Source organism: Pseudothermotoga lettingae TMO (assembly GCF_000017865.1).
GTDB classification, from domain to species: Bacteria; Thermotogota; Thermotogae; order Thermotogales; family DSM-5069; genus Pseudothermotoga_B; species Pseudothermotoga_B elfii.
Genome location: NC_009828.1, coordinates 413,442 through 434,040, shown reverse-complemented (window position 1 = coordinate 434,040; position 20,599 = coordinate 413,442). Strand labels below are relative to the sequence as shown.

Here is a 20,599-nt window from a genome sequence, read left to right as displayed (position 1 = left end):
CAGAAAGCCCCAGCTTTTGCTGGGGCATAAACTACTTTTTCATCAAAGGTGGATACCATTGAGATATTGCGTCCTGAGCTCTTTTTGAAAGTTCCTCCGGTGTGATCTTACCGGCGTAAAGTTCCTGCATTCCCGGACTCAAAACATCATCGTACAGAGATGGTTTTTGCGTCACAAAAACAGATCCTACCCAGTAAACGTATGGAGATGCGTGGTTGACATAGACATCCATTATTTCTTCAAATAAAGGCTCCTTTGGCAGTGTAGCACCAGATACACCGGGTATGTTCTTCGTAATGTTAGCAAAAATTGTACCAAATTGTGGCGTGGCACAGAATTTGAGAACTTCTATGGCATCCTTTTTGTTTTTGACATTTGAAGTAAGCGTGATGGCACCATCCATATAAACATAGGCATATGGCTTTTGATCTTTTGTGGCTGGTGGGACCATGAAATATCCAACTTGAATGTCAGGATTTAAATTTTTCCAGTTTTGATAACCCCAGATGCCATAAAATACCATTGCCGCCTGTCCAAAAGCAAACGCAGCATCCTGATCTGTTGTGGAATTTGCAAGAAATCCATCCTGATAATACACTTTCAGATCGTTCAGTTTTTTGTTCAAATCGGTGAATTTAGGATCAAGAAAATTTGTTTCTCCATCCGTGAGCTTTTTAATCCATTCTGGTCCCAACACACTCACACCGCACATGGCGTGTTGCATGGTCAAAGCCCAGGCTTCTTTTCCGGGAATGAAAAATGGAGTTATACCGTTCTTTTTCAGAACCTTGGCGTTTTCAACCAGTTCGTCCCATGTTTCAGGTTCTTTCAACCCGTATTTTTCATAATATTCTTTGTTATAGAAAATTCCTACAACCTGAACCGCAAATGGGACACCATAGATTTTCCCTTCGTGTGTAACAGATTTCAAAATCGTAGACGAGAAATTGGAAAAATCTACGTAATCATTGAGTGGCAAATAAAGTTTGTTCTCAATCATAGTCTGAGTTCTACCACCTGGAAGTCTCCTGGAATAAACAATATCCGGACCAGTTCCAGTCTGAAGTGCCAGAGCAATTTTGGCATCGTACTCAGTTGGGGCATACGCTGTGAAGTTGATCTTGATATCATATCCGGCTTTTCTGAGTTCTGCTTCGACTTGTTTCCAGACCTCTGCATCCTGACTTCTCCAGCTCCAGATAGTTACTTCTCCTGCCGTAGCCAAAACAGCTACTATCAACAGGAAAATCATAAACAACTTACTTTTCATGCGAACCCCTCCCTTTAAAGGTGTCTAAATGATTATACAATATATCTCAATTTTTTGACATATTTTCTTAATGCACTTCAGAAAAGAACTTTTAAAATGAGCATACAAATATCCATTGCCAGATATACCACTTGAAACTTTTATCGGTTTTCACATTCACTGAAAAATTTTTAAAAACTCAATAATAACATCAAGAATGAAAGGAGGGAGGTATTGCATGAACAGAGTGTTGAGTTTATTAATTTTGTTAACGTGCTTTTTCACAGTTTTCGCTGTCAAAATTGCCGGGATAGTGACTGACGGTGAAAATCATCCCATTGTTGCACAGGTCAGATTTTTGAATCCTGAAAATGGCATACTTCTGACAGATTACACAAACTGGTTTGGAAGGTTTCAGCAAGAATTGCCTGCTGGAAAATACACTATCGAGGTTTGCAAAGGTCCCGAATACGAAATCAAGAGAATTTCAATTGAACTTTCACATGATACAGAAGAAATCCATATCAATCTCAAAAGACTTTACAATCTTGAAAGCATGGGCTGGTTCTCAGGAGATGCACACCTTCACACCATTTACAGCGATGGAAAACAGGATGTCGAAACAGTTGCGAAAGCATGTGTGGCTTGCGGTTTGTCCTGGGCCATTTTGACAGACCACAACACTATCAAAGGTGGAATAGAATGGACAGCTGCCTCAAAATATGGATTGTTACCCATACTCGGCGAAGAAGTAACAACCCCTCTTGGTCACTTCAACGCACTTGGAATAAGCGAGATCGTTAACTGGAAAGTCAATGAAAAACAGGACATAGGAAGAATATTTGCAGATATATCCAAACAATCAGCTATTGCTCAGATAAATCATCCATTCGACATGAAAGATTATTTCGTCGATTGGGATATAAAAGGATATGACGTTATAGAAATCTGGAATGGTGGCTCAGCACCAAATCTCAATGGGATGGGGAACTACGAAGCAAAAATGTACTGGTTCAAAATCCTCAATACTGGCACGCAGATTCACGCGACAGCTAACAGTGACTGCCACGATGTATACAGCAATTACTCTATGCTTGCTTTTTTACCGGTGGATAAGGTTCTCTCGGCAATTGAAAAAGAATTTTCCGAGCCCACAATGAAAAATTACGTCATGGAAAATGAAAGTGCTATGAGAAACTGGGTTAAATACGGACTTTATCCAGGTACACCACGCACTTACGTCAAAGCGACAAAACTTACGCCTTTTGCCGTTTTAAAGGCACTTGCGAGGGGAAATAGTTTCATGACAAATGGTCCGTTGCTACTCATAGAGATAGATGGTAAAGGGCCAGGAGAGATGGTAAGCGCTTTGAATAAAGAATCGCTAAACCTTGACATCAAAGTTTTTTCCAATACTCCCCTGGAAAAAATAACAGTTATCCAGGGCGGAGAGATTGTCCAAGAAATCGATGTAAATGGTCAGAGAGAATGTATTTTATCCAAGGAGATTAATCCCGATAACGGTTCATGGATTGTCGTCGAAGCTTACGGACCTTACCCAGTTTATGCAATCAGTAACCCTATTTATCTTTCAAATTCGTATCAAACCACACGATGAATTGTAAAGTTTTGGCCAAACTCAAAGAGCGATTACGCCTTTCCACGCGGTGAATGGTGATTCTCGCTGATGTTGATGCATCTGAACAATTCGCCACTGTATAAGATGAAAATAAAGTTTATTTTGGGGGCGGCAAGCCCCTTTATTTTTGCAGCAATTGTTTTTCAGTGCTATAATTTCAGCAATAGATATTAGAAATCTCAAAGCAAGAGCATGACACAAGGGGGGATATTTATGCTGAAAAAATTTCTCATTTTGTTGTTTTCAACCATTGCTCTGAAAATTTATGCAGATATGGGAGCAATCCATGCAACAGATGCAGTAATCAATGAAAATTCCCAAAAAGCCATTATTTTTCACAATGGCGATGAAGAAATCCTCATATTAAGCACAGATCTCGTGGCAGATAAAGAAACAATTATCGTGCGTTTTATTCCCTTTCCATCTCAACCACAGGTAGACCTGGCTTTTCCAAAGGTATTTGAAACTGCTTCGGAATTGATTAAAAAGTACAAATTGCAACTCCTTGAGATGAGCAAGGGTGGTTTATCATCTCAAGGAGTTGAGATGCGTTTTCATGAAAGACTCGGAGCCCATGACATAACGATTATTAAAATTAATGACCGGTTTCAATTTCGAGAGTGGGTAAATGATTTTTTCCAAAAGAATGGCATGTCTTACAAAAAAGAGTATCCTGAGATTGAGAAAATAATCGAAGATTACGTAGAAAGAAATATAACTTATTTTGTCTTTGATTTAGTTAAAGTTTCAGAAAATATTCATTTAATAGAACCTATCATGTACAGGTTTAAAAATAGAAAAATTTACTATCCTCTCAAGACTACAAATACATTCAAAAATCAGGGCGAAGTAGATCTGATACTTATCACCCCATGGACTGTTTGTTTTCCATCTCAAACACCATTCGAAGAATATGAAGGTTTTCCAGAATATCCAGCATCAACAAGGGCAACTACGTCGGCAAATATAGCTATCTACGATATAAACAAAATTTATCCAAACGCAGAAAATTTCTTTAAAGACAAGAGAACAATCATTCAGCTCATAAGAATAAGTTATCCCGATAATTACAAATTTAATAATGATTTATTTATTGATCTTTCGAAAACTCTGCCATATGCAGTTGAGCTTGCACCTGATTATGACCCATTTAACAATATTTTTAAAGACGAAGAAGACATCGAAAAAGATATTTTCTCCCGATGGAAAAAGGAAGAATAGCATGTCTTCGTATGGGGTATAATTTTCGTGCCGGGGGTGAAATAGTGTTTGTCAGAGACGTGATGACGACAGATGTTGTGACAATTTCTCCAGATGCGAGTTTTTCCGAAGCTATGGAATTGATAAGAAAACGTGGCGTGAGAAGACTTCCTGTTGTGAAAAATGATAAAGTTGTTGGAATAATTACTGAAAAAGATTTACTGTCAGCCTCTCCATCGCAGGCAACAACACTTGATGTGTGGGAATTAACGAGTTTGCTCGGTAAACTCAAAATCAAGCAGATAATGAAAAAAGATGTTATCCATGTTCACCCAAACACACCTATAGAAGAAGCTGCACGAATCATGACAGATAAAAAGATTGGTTCACTCATTGTGCTTGAGAACGAAAGAATGGTCGGAATAGTCACAGAAACTGACATATTCAAAGTTTTCATAAATATGCTTGGAGCCCGGGAAAATGGTATAAGATATGTTTTCCGAGTTCAAAATGTACCAGGCATTTTGTCAAAAATACTTTATTTAATGTACCAGTGTGGTGGAAACCTAATAGCAGTTACAACTTATGAAAAATCCAGAGATGAGTATAACGTGGTTGTCAAAGTCAGGGATCTGTACAAGCAGGAATTTGAGCGAAAATTTCTTGAAGGCATGCCGTTTGCTTCAATAATAGATGTAAGAGAATGAGAGGGGAAGTCCCCTCTCATTCTACTGGATAATTCTTAATGTCGTGCTGACAGTTACATTTTGCTTGTTGACTTTCAGGTCCATCACTTCTACATAATATCCACCTTTAAGCAAGACAAGCTGGTAGGTACCGTAATCAAGCTCTATTTTCAGTGGCGTGACACCCTTCAAATAACCATTGATGTAAACCATGGCATTGCTTGGTGTGGTGTTTATATTAACAGTCCCTACCTTGACAACAGGTTCAAGAGTAAGATTGACGGTCCTTACTTCGTTTGCATTCACACGTACATTTATAGATGCATCTTCATAATCAGGATAACTTGCAACAATTCTATGGGTTCCAGCTTCAACATCAATCGTCAAGCCATTCGAGCTTGCTACTCCCACATATTTTCCATCTACATAAATTGAAGCATTTACTGGGGTTGTAAAAATATTCAATGTTCCAGTCCTAACAACGGGACTCAGTGTTATATTCACCGTCCTGACTTCATCAGGTTGAACATTAATTGTCAGTGTTGCATCTTCATAATTTGAAAGCCTCGCCGTGATGGTATGAGTACCCGGCTCAACATCGACATTCAAGCCACTTGGCCTGGTTATTCCAACATATTTTCCATCTACATATATCGATGCACCGGAAGGTGTTGTGAAAACATTCAGTTGGGCGGAAATTGGTGAAAGTGTCAGGTTTATATTTTTCGTTTCTCCTGTTGAAACAGAAAAACTTTGCTGGAAAGGTTTGTAACCATCTTTCGTGGCAAGCACCGTATGCTGACCTGGCTGAATCTCTATCTCCAATGGGCTCAAACCAACGTAATTTCCATCTAAGAAAATTTGGGCGCGCGGCGGTGTGGTTGTTATATTGAGCATCGTTTTTCTAACAAAGTTACCTGTTACAACAACAGTCCTGTTTGCTGTAACAAAGAATGTTTCAGTAACAGCATCGTTCTCATAGTAGAAAGTAGCAAAATGCTGGCCTTCATCGAGCTCAACTCGTGCAGGAGTTCTTCCAATGTATTTTCCGTCTACGTACACATAGGCACCGGACGGGTTAGATTCAAGCTGCGCTATACCCGTTCTTGCAGCTTTTCCAACATAAAAGTAGGTGATATCGCTCGCCCATTCACCTGTAAGATATGGCATGATCTGTTTTTGCACATAGTTTTCCGCATCTTCAGACAAAAGCGGGAAAGATTGAGTTGTACCAAGATTTTTGAGCTGTTGAATGATCGGCAGAAAGGTTGTAGAAGCTATTATCTGAATGTACTCTTTGCCTTCCGGCGGAGTTATCTTGAACGAATACAGGTTTGATATGGGAAGTTTATAGGTCACATTCGGTGCAATATAGTTGTTTGAATCATATTTGTTTGGGAACAAAAGCGTTATCTTCCCATCAGTTCTGATATCGTAGATCAAAATATAACAGCTCTTGTTTGCTTTGAAAAAAATGTTCAAAGACTCATTCACTTGATAGACAGAACCTTCAGGCTTGTTGAGCCAGACCTTTACTTCAAGCTCGCTTGGCTTAGGAACAATGATTATATTCTTAAGCTGCATATCTGCAAAACTCATTGCTGCAACTATAAGGGCTAAAACCACCAGTAACGTCTTCCTCATTCATATCCCCCCTTCATGGATATATAACCCGCGCATCTACAACCTTATCATCATCAATTCTAAAGAACGCAAAACCTTTGTTTGTAATATCTGTAATATTCTTTGGAACGCTTCTTAAGTTCTCCCACTCCCCATTTACCTGAACTTTGGTAACTTTATAAACTCCAGTAGAATCAACTTCAAATTCTACAAGAACATAATTTGTGATTGCCTTTGTTTCATTATCTTCACCAATTATCAAATCCCAGCTGGTTCCAAGTAAATCATTGGCTTTTAAATATAAAATCAAAGTGCCACTCAAGCTGACTTTAAGGTTATTTATGGAGTTTTCAATAGTTTCAATAGTTTCAATATCATAATTACCGGCATATTGATTGTCTATATAGACATTCTTATCAGCGACAGGAGACCCGGAAAAAACATCATCTCGATCACCAAACCCAGCTGGCTGACTGTCAAAATCATACCAGAGCATTAGAATATTTTTTCCATCGCACCAAGAGGCAAGATCTTCTAAGTCATCGTCAACAACATTTGCAGTTACTTCTACTACGTTGTGAGCAAAGCTTGATTTTATGGGAATCATAGGGCCACATCCTACCATGGCTAAAACTGCGACTGTTGCTATTGCAAATAACCAAAATTTCACGCCTTTCATTCAACCACCCCCTCGAGTTTTTTAAAAAACATCAGCGGTATGTAAAGCTGTAGATCATCTTTGCGCCTTTTCGATAGACAAAGATTGCTACAAAATCTCCCTGCTTAATCTTTGATACGATGTTATTCCAGTCATTAACAGATTTGATGGTGTTGTTTTTTCCATTCACTGCAATCTGGTATATCACATCTCCTTTTTGAATTTGTGCTGAATTTTTCACCTGTCTTACTATCACACCATCGAGTGAAGCTGGAAGTGAATAACTTTCCCTGTCTGAGTCTGTGATTTCATCTACAACTATACCCAGAAATTCCTGAGCGGCTTGCGCTGTTTCAACTCCTTCTTCGGCTGAGGAGCCAAGGGTAACTGTCAGGTTGATTTCTTTTCCAGATCTGTTTACTAACAGTTTCACAGTATCACCCGGTATGTGGCTGTGGATCAAAGAAACGAGTTCTGCATCTGTTGAAACAGAAACGTTGTCGAATTTCACAATCACGTCGTTTTCTTTCAAACCAGACCTTTCGGCGGGAGAATTTTCAAGCACTTGGACAACCAGCACACCTTGATTGACCTTCAAGCCCATCGCCTTTGCAAGGTTTTCTGTAACGGTCATGACTCTCACACCAAGGTATGCTTTTTGAGTTTTGCCGGTTTCGACAAGCTGGCTTATAAATCTCTTAACTGTGTTGATAGGTATGGCAAAGCCAAGGTTAACTGCTTCTGTCGGGTTGATAATCGCGGTGTTTATTCCTATCACTTGGCCATGGATGTTCAAAAGTGGTCCGCCGCTGTTGCCCGGATTAATGGCCGCATCTGTCTGTATTAAATTTGTGTAATAGCCCGAGCCATCTGGTTTTGGAATGCGCCGCCCTGTTGCACTCACAACACCTATAGTAACAGTGTGCTGAAAACCAAGCGGATTTCCTATTGCTATTGTCCACTCACCTATTTTCAAACTGTCCGAGTCTCCAAATTCCAAAACCGGCAGGTCTCTATCGGGTTTGATTTTCAGAACAGCGATGTCAAGCTCTTCATCACCACCTACGTACTCTGCTTTGTAAGTTGTGCCGTCGAGCAGTGTAATCGTTATATCCTTTGAGCCATCCACAACATGCTCATTTGTGAGTATCAAGCCTTCTTTGTCAAAGATGAAACCAGATCCAAGACTTGTACTTTCCTGAGTGCCACCAAATGGATTGTAACCAAACCAACGTTTGAAAAACTCTTCCATGAATGGATCGAAGTAAGGCGATGTGGTGTACTTGACTGCTTCTACCTTCACTACAGCAGGTGCACACTGCTCAACGACAGCCACTACAGGGCTCTGGTAATCTGGATTCACATAGCCAAAGCTGACCATGCTGGCAACTAACATCAACACAACCAAGAAGAGCTTTTTCATGTGCAACACCTCCTATCAAGACTGTTCTTCAATCCATTCGACTATTTTATTGTTACATTCGTTCATTAGAAAACTATTAAAAAATTCCTCTATGGCTTTTTCCATATCTTCTGGTTTGTTCAGTTTCATAAATTTTTCTCTGAATTCCCTTGCACCCCTCATGCCATGTGTGTAGCCTGCTACAAACTGTCGCATTTTATAAATGGACCTTTCTCCTTCATCCTCGATTTGCATCTTCAGATGTTTTGTGAATGTCTCTTTGATTTCTGTGATTTTTGGAGTTCTTTTCTGAGTGATCTGTGCAAAGATCCATGGCTTTCTCAAAGCTCCGCGGGCTATAAGGGCTGAATTTGCACCAGACATTTCAAGTGCTTTATGAAAATCTTCGGCTTCGAAAATATCTCCACTCACAGCAGTGGAAATGCCATACTGTGAGAGTTTTAAATCCCAAAAAGCCTTGCCACTGTACTTTTGGACAACGGTTCTTCCATGAACCTCTATCCCATCGGCGCCTGCTTTTATGCAGCTGTGTACGATCTGATCCAGAATATTTTTCTCAAAGCCGATTCTTATCTTCACAGTCACGGGTTTTTGAACAGATGATTTGACAGATCCTATGATCTTTTCAAGTCTTTCAAGATCATTGAGCAAAGCTCCACCAGAATTTTTCTTTATCACCTTCTTCACAGGACACGCGGCGTTTATGTCAATCCATGCCGCATAAGGTTCAACGATCTTTGCAGCTTGTGCCAATGTTTTTGGATCGTTTCCAAAGAGTTGAACTGCAACATTTGGCTCGTCTTTTGGAAGCATTCTCTGGACTGTTTTGAAATTTCTAACAACGCTCTCTGCACTTATCATCTCCGTAAATGAAAATTGTGCACCCCAAAAGGTGCAGATCTTTCTAAAGGCTCTGTTTGTGATACCTGCCATGGGAGCAAGTCCGGCAAAACCTGGATATTCAAAGTGAGTAATACTCTATCACCTGCTTTTCTATTTGAGGATGAACCATACCCTTGATCGATTTTCTTTCTTTGATTCTTTTTCTTATATCGCTTGCCGATATCTGGATCAGAGGAGCCTGTAAAAAGATGATGCTATCATATAGCTCTTTAAGTACACTCCTGGTGTGTTCTTCGTATGGTTTGTTGCAATACCTTGGATAGACCACAAAATGACAGTTTTCCAAAAGGTCTCTGTATTTGTGCCAGTTTTGAATATATGACAGAGAATCCTCACCGGTTATGAAATAAGGTTTTGTACGATGAAGCTGACTGAAGTACAAAACAGTATACAGGGAATAAGAAATACCTTGGCGATTTTTTTCATAATCGCTGATCGATATGTGTGGACCGCTAAAGGTTATTTTACACCATTTGAATCTGAGTTCGAAAGGCGCAAGGTCATTCGATTTGTGCGGAGGAATGTATGTCGGAACGATGTACAGTAAATCGAGTTGCAGCATTTCAATGGCATATTGAGATATTATCAAATGTCCTATGTGCGGTGGATTGAAAGAACCACCAAAGATACCTATTTTATTCTTTGTATTCAAAACTGTACTGTCCAATCCATACTGTGTCTCCATCATGAGCCCCCATTTGCTTGAGTTTTTCACTGAGCCCGTTTCTTTCTAAAGTATCAAGAAACCTTTCAAGTGCATCTTTTTGCTCCAGAGAATACCTGCTCAGCCATTTATCTATCTGTTCACCACATATCTCAAATCCATCTTGGGTTTTTTTGATCTCAAAGTCAAATCTCTCTTCGATCTTAGTTCGAATGGGTTTGGGTTTTTCAAAGACTGGAACTGGTTGTTTTTGCAACAGCAACCTACTCTTTCCAACTATCTCAAAGATTTTTTGCTTCAGAATATCTATATTTATTCTCAAAAGCGCAGAAACTGGATAGATCTTTTGGTTGGCGTGTTTTTCAAGGGTTTCTAATCGTTTTTCGAGTTCGTCTTTTTCGAGCAAATCTATTTTGTTTGCAACGATTATTTGAGGTTTTCTTGAAAGCTGTTCGTTGTATTTGCAAAGCTCCTGGACGATCACGTCGTAGTCCTTTATAAAATCCCTGCCTTCAGAACCAGAAATATCTATCACATGAACGAGTACACTGCACCTTTCAATGTGTCTCAGGAAAAGATTTCCAAGCCCAGCACCTTCACTTGCCCTTTCTATCAATCCAGGTATGTCTGCTAAAACAAATTCACTGTTCTCGTCTATTTTCACGACACCAAGATTTGGTACCAAAGTGGTGAATGGATAATCTGCGATTTTTGGTCTTGCGTTGCTCATTGCAGAAATCAAAGACGATTTTCCAACGTTAGGAAAACCGATCAACCCAGCATCTGCGAGCAATTTCAATTCAAGTTCAAGCCATCTTTCTTCTCCTTTATCACCTTTTTCAGCTATACGTGGTGCCCTAAACACGCTCGTGGCAAAGTGTATATTTCCACGCCCGCCTTTTCCACCACGTGCGACACAGACCATCATCCATGATCTATCAAGATCTGCCAGCACTTCACCGGTGTTTGCATCTTTTACAATTGTGCCCACGGGGACGTCTATGACAAGATCTTCTCCACTTTTTCCAGATTGTTTCTTGCCTTTTCCATGTTGACCGTTTTGAGCGATGAACCTTCTTTGGTATTTGAAATTCAGCAGTGTCGACAGGCCGGGGTTTGCACGCAAGATAACAAATCCACCGTCCCCACCATCTCCACCGTCTGGCCCGCCTTTTGGAACGTATTTTTCTCTTCTGAAACTAACCGCTCCATTACCACCATCGCCGGCTTTCACAAATATGGTAACCCTATCAACAAAATCTTCTTTCTGCACCGAAAAACCTCCTCACTGTGTCATTAAATTTTACTACAGTAACATAAAATGGTGAAAATTATTCTATCTTAAACCAGAAAATAAGGCTAACAAAAGAAAAAAGAAGAAAATCGGAGAAATAATTCGATTCATTACCCTCAAAGAAATTATTTTCCCCAAATAGATTAAAAAAGCAAATAAATATCTATATCGATATTTTGATCAACGTTTGATTTCTGGTATCGTTTATGTGACATAAGTGGTTAAACGTTTGCTCATCTTATTAAAAGAGGTGTTTTAGTTTGTTTAAGTTAAAAGACGTGGCAAATTTGACCAATGTTTCCATCTCCACCGTGTCAAAAGTGCTGAATGGTAAAGGGAGAGTTAGCGAGAAGAAACGCCGGGAGATATTGAAGGTGGCAAGGCAACTTGGATACACTCCAAATTACCACGCACGCACGATGGCTCGCAGATCAAGAATTCTCACAATAGGGCTAATTGTACCAGATATAACTAACCCTTTTTTTGCAAAACTTACCAAAGGTGTGGAGAAAACATGCGGTGAGGATGCTTTGATTATACTTATGGATTCGTTCAGGAACCTCGAACGGGAGGAAAAATTGATCAAGAATGCACGATTTTTTGGCATTGATGGAATAATTATTGGAAATTCTCGTGTTAATGATGAACTGGTTTTGGAAGTTTCTAAATACATACCTGTTGTTGTTTTTGACAAGGATTACGAATGCGAAAACGTTGTCTCAATCGTTCTGGATAACTATCATGGTGCATACAGTGCAACAAAACATTTGATCGAAAATGGTTGTACACATGTTGTTCATCTCGGTGGCACACATGAGTTGTTTGTATCTCTGCAAAGGGCAAATGGTTATGAGGCAGCCATGCGAGAAAGTGGCTTTCAACCAAGAATATTTGCAACAGGTTACGATGAAAATAAGGGCTATGAAAATATGAAAAAAATCCTCAAACAAGGAGAAACAGTGGATGGCATTTTTTGTATGAACGACTTAGTCGCAATGGGCGCCATGAAAGCCGTTAAAGAGTTTGGCCTGAACATTCCAAAAGATATTGCAATTGTTGGATTCGATGATGATGAAAATTTATGCGAGATAATATCACCATCTCTTAGCTCTGTTCATCAGCCAGTAGAGGAAATGGGGCAGATATCTGCAAAACTTCTTTTTGAACTTATAAAGAAAGATCTTAAAATAAAACGCTATGTCTTCTCTCCACACCTGGTTATCAGACAATCAAGTCTGAAAGGCAGAGAAAGCCAATGAAGAAAATTCTTGTAACAGCGGCACACAGCGATGATTTAGTTATAGGTATGGGGGGAACATTAAAAAATTTGAGTACATTGGGGCACAAAATCTGGGTTGTATCTGCATGTGGAGATAGGATATCAGGTTTTGAAGATGCAATGCACCACCTTGGTGTAGAAGCTTTGAGCTTTCCTTACAGATATGGAGAAATTGACGAAGAAGAGTTTTCCAGAAAAATTGAGGAGCTCTTCAAAGAACTCAAACCAGATATTGTCTTTACACACTGGCAGAATGAAATACTTTATGATCACGAGCTGGTCGGTCGAATTACTTTAAAGATAGCAAGAAAAGAGGAAAAAGAGGTGTATCTTTTTGAAATCCCCGCATCGAGTTTGAATTTTGATTTTGATATAGCTATCGATATAACAGATTTCTTTGGTCACAAAAAACAGGCCATAGAAATGATGAAAGATGCTTTTGATGAAAAGGTGTTTTTAAAAGAGATAATGCCATCTGTAGTCTATACTCCCGGGTTCAGAGGAATTCAGGTAGGATGTGACTTTGCTGAAGTTTTTAAACATTGTGGTTCGAGATTTCCACTTGCTCCATTTAGAAAAAAGCTCTTGGATATCGCCAGAATTTAACGGGAGGTGTTTTCATTGGCTGAAAAAATAAGATTTGGCGTCATTGGAGCCGGAAAGATATCAGAGGTACTTCATGTTCCAAATATATATAACTGTGAATATGCTGAACTAATCGCTATTTCTGATCCAAATGCCGCAAGACTTGATTTTTTTAAAAGAAAGTTGAACGACCACCGTGTTCATTTTTACACCGATTACATGGAATTACTTGACAAAGAAAATATAGATGCCGTGGTTGTAGCAGTTCCTAACTCTCTGCATGCTGAAGTTGCTCTTCAGGCTCTGAAAAAAGGCAAGCACGTACTCGTAGAAAAACCAATGGCAGCCAATTCCGAGGAAGCTTTGAAAATGGTTAAGCTCGCTGGAGAAAATAAAAAAGTGCTTATGACCAATCATTCGCAAAGATTTTTTCCGCACCACCAGAAAGCAAAAGAAATAGTACAGTCTGGAATACTCGGTGAGATACGCTTAGTTAAAACCATGTTTTCCCATTCAGGGCCCGAAAATTGGTCGCCCACTGCTGGATGGTTTTTTAGAAAAGATTCGGCTATTTTTGGTGCACTTGGGGATCTCGGGGTTCACAAAATAGACCTAATAAGATACATAACAGATTTAGATATCATAAGATGCGTTTCTGTTACAGATACTCTGGAAAAAAAGGCAAATGTCGAGGATATAGCATGCGCCATCTTGAAACTTTCAAACGGAGCACTGGCAACCCTCGATGCAAACTGGATCACTAAAGGTCTTGAGGAAAACTACATAGTTATTTACGGTGAAAAAGGAACGATGAAAGTGGGGCAGACAAATCCTTCAAAAATTGAAATATATCTGGAAAAACCTGTGAAGTTTCACGGAGAAATAAATATGAAACCACTTTTTACCAATGAAGATCCGTATTGGAAATTACCGGTGGTCGATCATTTCACAAAAGTATGCCTTGGCATGGAAAAAGCCATAGTGAAACCGGAAGATGGGTACATAGCCATAAAAATAATTGAAAAAATAGCAGAATCATTCCAAAAGAAAGGGGAAGTAATCATAGATGTCTGAAGCGGTTTTATCCGCAAGAAATATATGCATGGATTTTTCATCAGTCAGAGTTTTGCACAATATAGATGTAGATTTTCAAAAATCGAAGATATACGGTGTGGTAGGGGAAAATGGGGCCGGAAAATCCACGCTGATGCGAGTATTATCCGGATTTCTTAAGCCAGTTGAAGGAGATATCTTTCTCGAGGGAAAGAAAGTATCTTTAGATCCACTCAAGGCAAAAGAATTAGGAATTATATTGATACCTCAGGAGCTCAATCTTGTTGAAAGTTTGAGGGTTTATGAAAACGTATTTTTGGGAAATGAGATAGAACGCGGCTTTCTAATAGACAAAAGAAAAATGATCGAAAAGACAGAGCAGTATATAAAAAAACTGGGACTTAATATTGATCCTGCTTCCTATGTTTCAAAACTTTCACCAGCTCAAAAACAGATGGTTGAAATAATGAAAGCCATCTCGAAGAAAGTTAAAATTTTGATTATGGACGAACCAACTTCATCGCTAACTGACGAAGAGATTTCAAAATTATTTGAGGTTGCACTTGATATGAAAAAATCTGGAATTACAGTTGTCTTTATTTCACACAAATTGAAGGAAGTAAAAAGTATATCAGATGAGCTGATTATTTTAAGAGATGGTAGAAAAGTACATCAATGCGAAACAAAAGAGCTTACTGAAAAACAGATAGCAGAGCTTATGGTTGGCAGAGATCTGGGAAAGATGTACCCAGAAAAACCTGCACCATCTGAACAAATTGCACTTGAGGTGAAAAACATTACAACAAAAGATGAATGTGTCAAAAATGTGAGTTTTAAAGTTTTCAGAGGTGAAATACTCGGTTTCTACGGCCTTGTTGGATCTGGAAGAACAGAACTGATGGAAGCAATTATAGGCCTGAGAAAACATAATGGCAAGATATCAGTTTTCGGTAAAGAAGTAAAAATAGAGAATCCTGAAGAAGCAAAAAAACTTGGTATAGCCTATTTGCCGGAAGACAGGAAGCAATCAGGAATTATATCAATAATGGAAATATTTAAAAACACAACTTTGATGTCTTTGAAGAAATTTTCAAAAATTCTGCTGAACAATCACAAAGAAGTCGAAGCTTTCAAAAAATACCAGGCGAATTTCGATATAAAGGCTCGAAGTCCATGGCAACCAGTGGGTACGTTGAGCGGCGGAAACCAGCAAAAAGTTGTCATATCCAGATTGGTTGAAACCGGGGCAAATATTCTCATTTTTGACGAGCCAACACGCGGTGTGGATGTAAATGCAAAACATCAGATTTACGAAATAATGAGCAATATGATTCGAGAGCTTAAGATTACATTTATTGTTGTTTCCTCTGAATTACCTGAAATAATAGGACTTTGCAATCGAGTCATTGTTATGCGAAACGGGACCGTTGCGGCCACAATTTCCGGAGATGAAATAAATGAAAAAAACCTGATTTACTATGCAACAGGCCTTAAAGGAGGGTGATTTTCATAAAGACCTTGCCAAAATTCAGCTTTTCAAAATATGGAATTATTTTTGTACTCATCGCATTGATGATATTTTCTGGAATATTGAGTCCTGCCTTTCTGAGCAGGAGAAATATACTGAACATATTCTGGCAAACATCTTACGTTGGGATTATAGCAGTCGGAATAACTTTTGTGATGATAGCCGGTGGTATTGATCTGTCGGTTGGTTCTATGGTAGCACTCATGGGGGCTTTTGCAATCACCATGGTCAACAAATTTGGAGATAGCAATTTGTCTGTCGTTTTCTCAATATTTTTGACTTACGTACTTGGTGCAGTCATGGGTTTTGGAGTAGGTTTGCTCACTACAAAAGGTAAAATTCCTGCTTTTGTCACAACTCTTGGCGGCATGGCAATATACAGATCCTTAGTGTTGAATTTCGCAAATGGCGGAGTTTATATGAGCATGTCGCAGAAGTACTCAAGCATCGGTATGAAACACATACTTGGATTGCCCCTCACAATGATTATTTTTATAGCTTATACAATATTTGCATACATTCTGCTTGATAAAACCAGATTTGGAAGATATGTTTATGCAGTAGGAGCAAATGAAACAGCGGCCATTTATTCAGCCATAAAAGTAGATTGGGTGAGAACCATGACATATGTGATTAGTGGTATATCAGTGGTGACTTCGGCTGTTTTGCTGTCTTCCATGATGGGTTCTGTCAGTTCATCGTCAACCGGCAATAACTTTGAGCTTGATGCAATAGCCGCTGCTGTTATAGGAGGAACAAGCCTTAGCGGAGGAAAGGGAAATGTTATCGGTACATTTTTTGGTGCACTTATTCTTGGCGTTATAAACAACATGCTTGTTATGTTAAACGTAGCCGTTTACCTTCAGGGTATGGTTAAAGGATTGATAATCATAGGTGCAGTACTTCTTCAAAATCTTAAAAAACAATAAAAGCCCGATAGGGCAATTTAGAGGGAGGTGTTTTCATGAAAAAAGTTCTGATTTTCCTGCTTTTGATTGTCACAATTCTCAGTTTTGCGAAATTCAGAGTAGGGGTTGCAATTCCAGCAGCGGACCACGGTTGGACAGGCGGCATGGTCTGGTGGGCTCAATATGCAATCAAACAGTATGCAAACGACCCAGACGTTGAATTCTACCTTGTAACCGCGAAAGAACCAAGTGAGCAAATTGCTCAGGTACAGGCCCTTTTAGCAAAAGGAATAGACGCTCTTGTGATTAACCCATACGAATCAGCTCCGTTAACTCCCATATGCGTTCAGGCGTTCAGAGATGGTATCTTCACAATAATTGTTGATAGGGGAATTAACTCTGAAGAGTATAACGTCTATATTGCTGGAGATAACTATATGTATGGATATTTAGCCGGCAAATACATTGCTGAAAAACTTGGAGGAAAAGGTAATGTAGTGGTTATCGAAGGTATCCCATCGACGATAAACACGGAGAGAGTCGAAGCTTTCAAGAAAGCACTTGAACCATATCCAAATGTTAAAATCATAGCTCAGCAACCAGGATACTGGAGCAGAGAAAAAGCGTTTGAAATCATGCAAACTTTGCTCACAAAATTTCCGAATATAGACGCAGTCTGGACTGGAGATGACGATATGCTTCACGGTGTCTTACTCGCCTTAAAGCAAGCAGGAAGAGACAAAAATATCGTCCTTGTTGGTGGAGCATGTGAGAAGAACATTGTTAAGATGATCATGGATGGTCATCCGTTAATCGGAGTAGATTTTACTTATCCACCCAATATGATATCTACGGCAATTAATCTTGCCGTTATGGCCCTCAAAGGGGAACATCTGAACGGATTCTACCAGAGAGGTATTCCAAGAAAAATCATCCTCTCAACCGAAACTGTCACAAAAGAAAATGCCAAAGATTACTACTTCCCAGAATCTGTTTTCTAAACAAATTTTCAGAAAGGGTCGGGCAAATGCCTGACCCTATGTTTCAAGGAGGTCAAATTATGAAAATAGGTTTTTTAACAGTTGCTCTTGGAAATACCAGCATTGAAGAGATTGTCAAATGGGCTTCAAAAGAAGGCTTTGAGGCACTTGAGGTAGCCACCTGGCCTTTGGTAAATGAAAGGGATTTTTCTTCAACAACTATTGATGTCGACCAGCTCGATAAATCAAAAATAGATCGCATAAAAGCTCTTTTTGAAAAAAACAGCATGATCATATCATCCTTAGCGTACTATGATAACAATTTAGATGCAAATCTGGAAAAACGAAAAAAAATAAATGAACACCTGAGAAAAGTTATCGATGCTGCCAGTCTGCTCGGAGTAGAATTAGTCGGCACATTTATTGGAAGAGATATAACCAAATCTGTTGAGCAAAATTTAGAAGAATTTGAGAAAGTTTTCAAACCACTGATAACTTACGCTGAGAGCAAAAATGTAAAACTTATGATAGAAAACTGTCCTATGGTAGGTTGGCAAGAACACGAAAAAGTAGGTAATATATTTTATTCACCACAGCTATGGAGAGAGATTTTCAGAATAACACCAGCTTCCTTTGGATTGAATTACGATCCGTCCCATCTATTCTGGCTTGGTATCGATTATATCAAAGTAATTGAGGAATTCAGTGAAAGAATCTTTCATGTGCATGCAAAAGATGTTGAAATAAATAGGCAAACTTTATATGAACAGGGCATCTTTGGTTACTATGGAACAAACCTTCATGGAAAAAGCTGGTGGATTTACAGATTACCAGGTTTAGGAGAAATAAATTGGGAAGCTCTCTCAAAAACATTGAGAAAAGCAGGATATGATTTTGTCATAAGCATTGAACATGAAGACCCTGTTTGGGCTGGTGAAACTGAGAGATCAAAAATAGGACTAAGGATGGGTCATGAATTCCTCAGAAAATTATTTTAGACCATAAAAGAAAGATTTGCAGATCCTAACAATTTAAATCAAAAGAAATCTTATTGTTACGATATTAGCTTAGGTTAAGTTCTGTTAACAGCTATTTAAGCCATAAAGAAAATGAAAATTGTCCTATTTTGTCTTAAGGAGCTGCTTTTTGTTAGAAGTTAGTTTTTTGCAAATCGTATATTATATATTGGGCAAGCTTGCACGGCAGATCTGTCTGAAATTATCCCCTCGTAAATTGGGATAGGTCTAATTCCACAGAAACTTCGTATTTTTCTACAATTCTGACAATTACCAATGTATACATGTGTATATATTGACAATATGCACATAGATGCTAAAATTATATATGAAAAAATAACAGGAGGAGATAGCATGGTTATAGCAATTCCAGCACTGGATAACAATGGTCTGAAATCAAGAATCTCTGAACATTTCGGAAGAGCGCCTTATTTTGCAATTGTTGAGCTTACTGATGAAAAAATTGATGTGAAGCACATTGCAAACACAGGGGAACATTTTCATGGTGGTTCAAGAGCTATAGATGTCGTGATAAATCATAACGCATCTGTTGTTATCGCTCACAGTATGGGGCAGAAGGCACTTGATAATTTGCACCAGGCAGGAATCACGGTTCTGAAAACTATTGCAAAAACTGTTGAAGAAGCTGTTTTTGAATATAAGCAAGGTAAACTTCCAGAGATGACAGAAGGTCATGTTCATTGAAAGGAGAAAATTGATGAGAGGTAGAAGAGGTAGAGGATGCGGTGGACAGTTTCTATTTTCAGGAGAGATGCTGATTCCTTCAATACTAATAATCCTTAAAAAGAAATCAATTCACGGCTATTCATTGATTGAAGATTTAGAGTCTATAGGCATAGATACAAGCTTATTACACCCCAGCATCGTATACAGGACTTTAAGAATGATGGAAATGCACGGGCTGGTAGCCTCTGACTGGAATACTGAAGGAACCGGACCGGCCCGAAGAATTTATACCATTACTGATACAGGCAAAGGTTTTTTAAGAGAATGGTGTCTGAAAGCTAAGCGAGATATAGAAATGATGGAAAAATTAATAAAAGAAGCAGAGGGAGGTGAATAAAATGTATGGATACGTAAGAGGATATGGCTTCAGAGGATTTTCTCCAGCTTGGCCTTACGTGGGAAGAGGCCGAGGAGGACTTCCCAGGTGCTGGTATCCAGGTTTTTCACCGTCTTTATCATTGACAAGAGATCAAGAACTGAATTTTTTAAAAACTCAGGCAGAGCTTCTGAAAGATCAGTTGAGCCAGATTGAATCAAGAATCAACGAATTGCAAACAAAATGAATAATTTCAAATATGGAATCCTCGAGCGGGCTTCAGCCCGCTTTTTTCTTTCCAGATTCCGGATTTTTTGAGTATAATTGTTTTAAACCGAATGGGGAGATCGGTGTGTTTTTTGTTGACAGAATGCTGGGAAAGCTGGCTAAAAAGTTAAGACTGCTTGGCTTTGACACCATGTATATAAACAACATAAAAGAAGAAGCCATTCTTCAGCTATGTCAGCAAACAGGAAGAATTTTGATCACGAGGGATAAAACTTTACACAGAAAAGCAATCAAAAAAGGTTTGAAAAGTTTCCTGATTAACTCTGAAATGTGGCGAGATCAGTTAGTGGAATTATCAAAAGTTTTTGATTTGAGAAAAAAAGATAAAATAATGATGAGATGCAGTTTATGCAATGTTGATCTTGTCATATCAAGCAACGAGCAGATAAGAAAAAAGGTTCCGCTTTATGTCCAGGAGACACAAGATGTTTTTTATACCTGTCCAATTTGCGGGAGAGTTTACTGGGAAGGAACACACGTGCAGCATATTTTTGAAGAATTCAGGAGGTTGGGATTCTGAAAGTATTTGGCCTGGTTGCTGATTTTTTTCAGAAAGGACA

Annotated in this window: 21 protein-coding genes; 14 read left to right on the top strand and 7 right to left on the bottom strand. The window is 38.9% G+C overall.

Annotation, left to right across the window (positions count from 1 at the left end; all coding sequences use genetic code 11):
- Positions 1-31 precede the first annotated feature (31 nt).
- Complete coding sequence (locus TLET_RS02070) at positions 32-1,270, bottom strand: ABC transporter substrate-binding protein (RefSeq protein WP_012002452.1); 1,239 nt, start codon at positions 1,268-1,270, stop codon at positions 32-34.
- A 217-nt stretch (positions 1,271-1,487) separates the two neighbouring features.
- Between TLET_RS02070 and TLET_RS02065 the strand changes: the two genes are divergently transcribed.
- The 3 genes from TLET_RS02065 (at position 1,488) to TLET_RS02055 (ending at position 4,795) form a co-directional block, all read left to right on the top strand.
- The gene (locus TLET_RS02065) at positions 1,488-2,867 is read left to right on the top strand and encodes a CehA/McbA family metallohydrolase (RefSeq protein ID WP_012002451.1); all 1,380 of its coding nucleotides are present in this window, start codon (positions 1,488-1,490) and stop codon (positions 2,865-2,867) included.
- A gap of 234 nt (positions 2,868-3,101) precedes the next feature.
- Positions 3,102-4,109: a DUF2330 domain-containing protein gene (locus TLET_RS02060; RefSeq protein WP_012002450.1), complete on the top strand. Its 1,008-nt coding sequence runs from the start codon at positions 3,102-3,104 to the stop codon at positions 4,107-4,109.
- 44 nt (positions 4,110-4,153) lie between these two features.
- On the top strand, positions 4,154-4,795 hold the full coding sequence (locus TLET_RS02055; protein ID WP_012002449.1) for a CBS domain-containing protein: 642 nt from the start codon (positions 4,154-4,156) through the stop codon (positions 4,793-4,795).
- Between the two features lie 21 nt (positions 4,796-4,816).
- Here the strand turns inward: TLET_RS02055 and TLET_RS02050 are convergent, their stop codons facing one another.
- The 6 genes from TLET_RS02050 to obgE are packed head-to-tail and all read right to left on the bottom strand — an operon-like array spanning position 4,817 to position 11,318.
- Positions 4,817-6,418: a PEGA domain-containing protein gene (locus TLET_RS02050; RefSeq protein WP_012002448.1), complete on the bottom strand. Its 1,602-nt coding sequence runs from the start codon at positions 6,416-6,418 to the stop codon at positions 4,817-4,819.
- Between the two features lie 13 nt (positions 6,419-6,431).
- Complete coding sequence (locus TLET_RS02045) at positions 6,432-7,076, bottom strand: hypothetical protein (protein ID WP_012002447.1); 645 nt, start codon at positions 7,074-7,076, stop codon at positions 6,432-6,434.
- A 31-nt stretch (positions 7,077-7,107) separates the two neighbouring features.
- Positions 7,108-8,478 carry a Do family serine endopeptidase gene (locus TLET_RS02040; protein WP_012002446.1) on the bottom strand — a complete coding sequence of 457 codons (1,371 nt, stop codon included), beginning with the start codon at positions 8,476-8,478 and terminating at the stop codon, positions 7,108-7,110.
- A gap of 15 nt (positions 8,479-8,493) precedes the next feature.
- Positions 8,494-9,411 carry a tRNA dihydrouridine synthase gene (locus tag TLET_RS02035; RefSeq protein WP_012002445.1) on the bottom strand — a complete coding sequence of 306 codons (918 nt, stop codon included), beginning with the start codon at positions 9,409-9,411 and terminating at the stop codon, positions 8,494-8,496.
- 28 nt (positions 9,412-9,439) lie between these two features.
- Positions 9,440-10,033 (bottom strand): nicotinate (nicotinamide) nucleotide adenylyltransferase, encoded by a 594-nt coding sequence (gene nadD, locus TLET_RS02030; RefSeq protein WP_012002444.1) that lies wholly within the window; start codon positions 10,031-10,033, stop codon positions 9,440-9,442.
- Positions 10,017-11,318, bottom strand: a complete 1,302-nt coding sequence (gene obgE / locus TLET_RS02025) for a GTPase ObgE (protein WP_012002443.1) — start codon at positions 11,316-11,318, stop codon at positions 10,017-10,019. The genes nadD and obgE overlap by 17 nt, the downstream gene beginning before the upstream one ends.
- A gap of 281 nt (positions 11,319-11,599) precedes the next feature.
- Between obgE and TLET_RS02020 the strand changes: the two genes are divergently transcribed.
- The 11 genes from TLET_RS02020 (at position 11,600) to TLET_RS01970 (ending at position 20,559) form a co-directional block, all read left to right on the top strand.
- Positions 11,600-12,598, top strand: a complete 999-nt coding sequence (locus tag TLET_RS02020; protein WP_012002442.1) for a LacI family DNA-binding transcriptional regulator — start codon at positions 11,600-11,602, stop codon at positions 12,596-12,598.
- Complete coding sequence (locus tag TLET_RS02015; protein WP_012002441.1) at positions 12,595-13,224, top strand: PIG-L deacetylase family protein; 630 nt, start codon at positions 12,595-12,597, stop codon at positions 13,222-13,224. Before TLET_RS02020 ends, TLET_RS02015 begins: the two co-directional genes overlap by 4 nt.
- 15 nt (positions 13,225-13,239) lie before the next feature.
- Positions 13,240-14,277: a Gfo/Idh/MocA family protein gene (locus tag TLET_RS02010; RefSeq protein WP_012002440.1), complete on the top strand. Its 1,038-nt coding sequence runs from the start codon at positions 13,240-13,242 to the stop codon at positions 14,275-14,277.
- Positions 14,270-15,760, top strand: coding sequence for a sugar ABC transporter ATP-binding protein (locus tag TLET_RS02005; RefSeq protein WP_012002439.1), 1,491 nt, complete (start codon positions 14,270-14,272; stop codon positions 15,758-15,760). Before TLET_RS02010 ends, TLET_RS02005 begins: the two co-directional genes overlap by 8 nt.
- Positions 15,761-15,774: 14 nt before the next feature.
- Positions 15,775-16,713: an ABC transporter permease gene (locus TLET_RS02000; protein ID WP_228369027.1), complete on the top strand. Its 939-nt coding sequence runs from the start codon at positions 15,775-15,777 to the stop codon at positions 16,711-16,713.
- Between the two features lie 35 nt (positions 16,714-16,748).
- Positions 16,749-17,693 carry a substrate-binding domain-containing protein gene (locus TLET_RS01995; RefSeq protein WP_012002437.1) on the top strand — a complete coding sequence of 315 codons (945 nt, stop codon included), beginning with the start codon at positions 16,749-16,751 and terminating at the stop codon, positions 17,691-17,693.
- Positions 17,694-17,752: 59 nt separating this feature from the next.
- The gene (locus TLET_RS01990) at positions 17,753-18,670 is read left to right on the top strand and encodes a sugar phosphate isomerase/epimerase family protein (protein ID WP_041428387.1); all 918 of its coding nucleotides are present in this window, start codon (positions 17,753-17,755) and stop codon (positions 18,668-18,670) included.
- 372 nt (positions 18,671-19,042) lie between these two features.
- Positions 19,043-19,393 (top strand): NifB/NifX family molybdenum-iron cluster-binding protein, encoded by a 351-nt coding sequence (locus TLET_RS01985; RefSeq protein ID WP_028843436.1) that lies wholly within the window; start codon positions 19,043-19,045, stop codon positions 19,391-19,393.
- Positions 19,394-19,406: 13 nt separating this feature from the next.
- The gene (locus TLET_RS01980; RefSeq protein ID WP_012002434.1) at positions 19,407-19,772 is read left to right on the top strand and encodes a helix-turn-helix transcriptional regulator; all 366 of its coding nucleotides are present in this window, start codon (positions 19,407-19,409) and stop codon (positions 19,770-19,772) included.
- 1 nt (position 19,773) lies between these two features.
- Positions 19,774-19,998: a DUF5320 family protein gene (locus TLET_RS01975; RefSeq protein WP_041428385.1), complete on the top strand. Its 225-nt coding sequence runs from the start codon at positions 19,774-19,776 to the stop codon at positions 19,996-19,998.
- A gap of 105 nt (positions 19,999-20,103) precedes the next feature.
- Positions 20,104-20,559 carry a Mut7-C RNAse domain-containing protein gene (locus tag TLET_RS01970; protein WP_012002433.1) on the top strand — a complete coding sequence of 152 codons (456 nt, stop codon included), beginning with the start codon at positions 20,104-20,106 and terminating at the stop codon, positions 20,557-20,559.
- Positions 20,560-20,599: the final 40 nt, after the last annotated feature.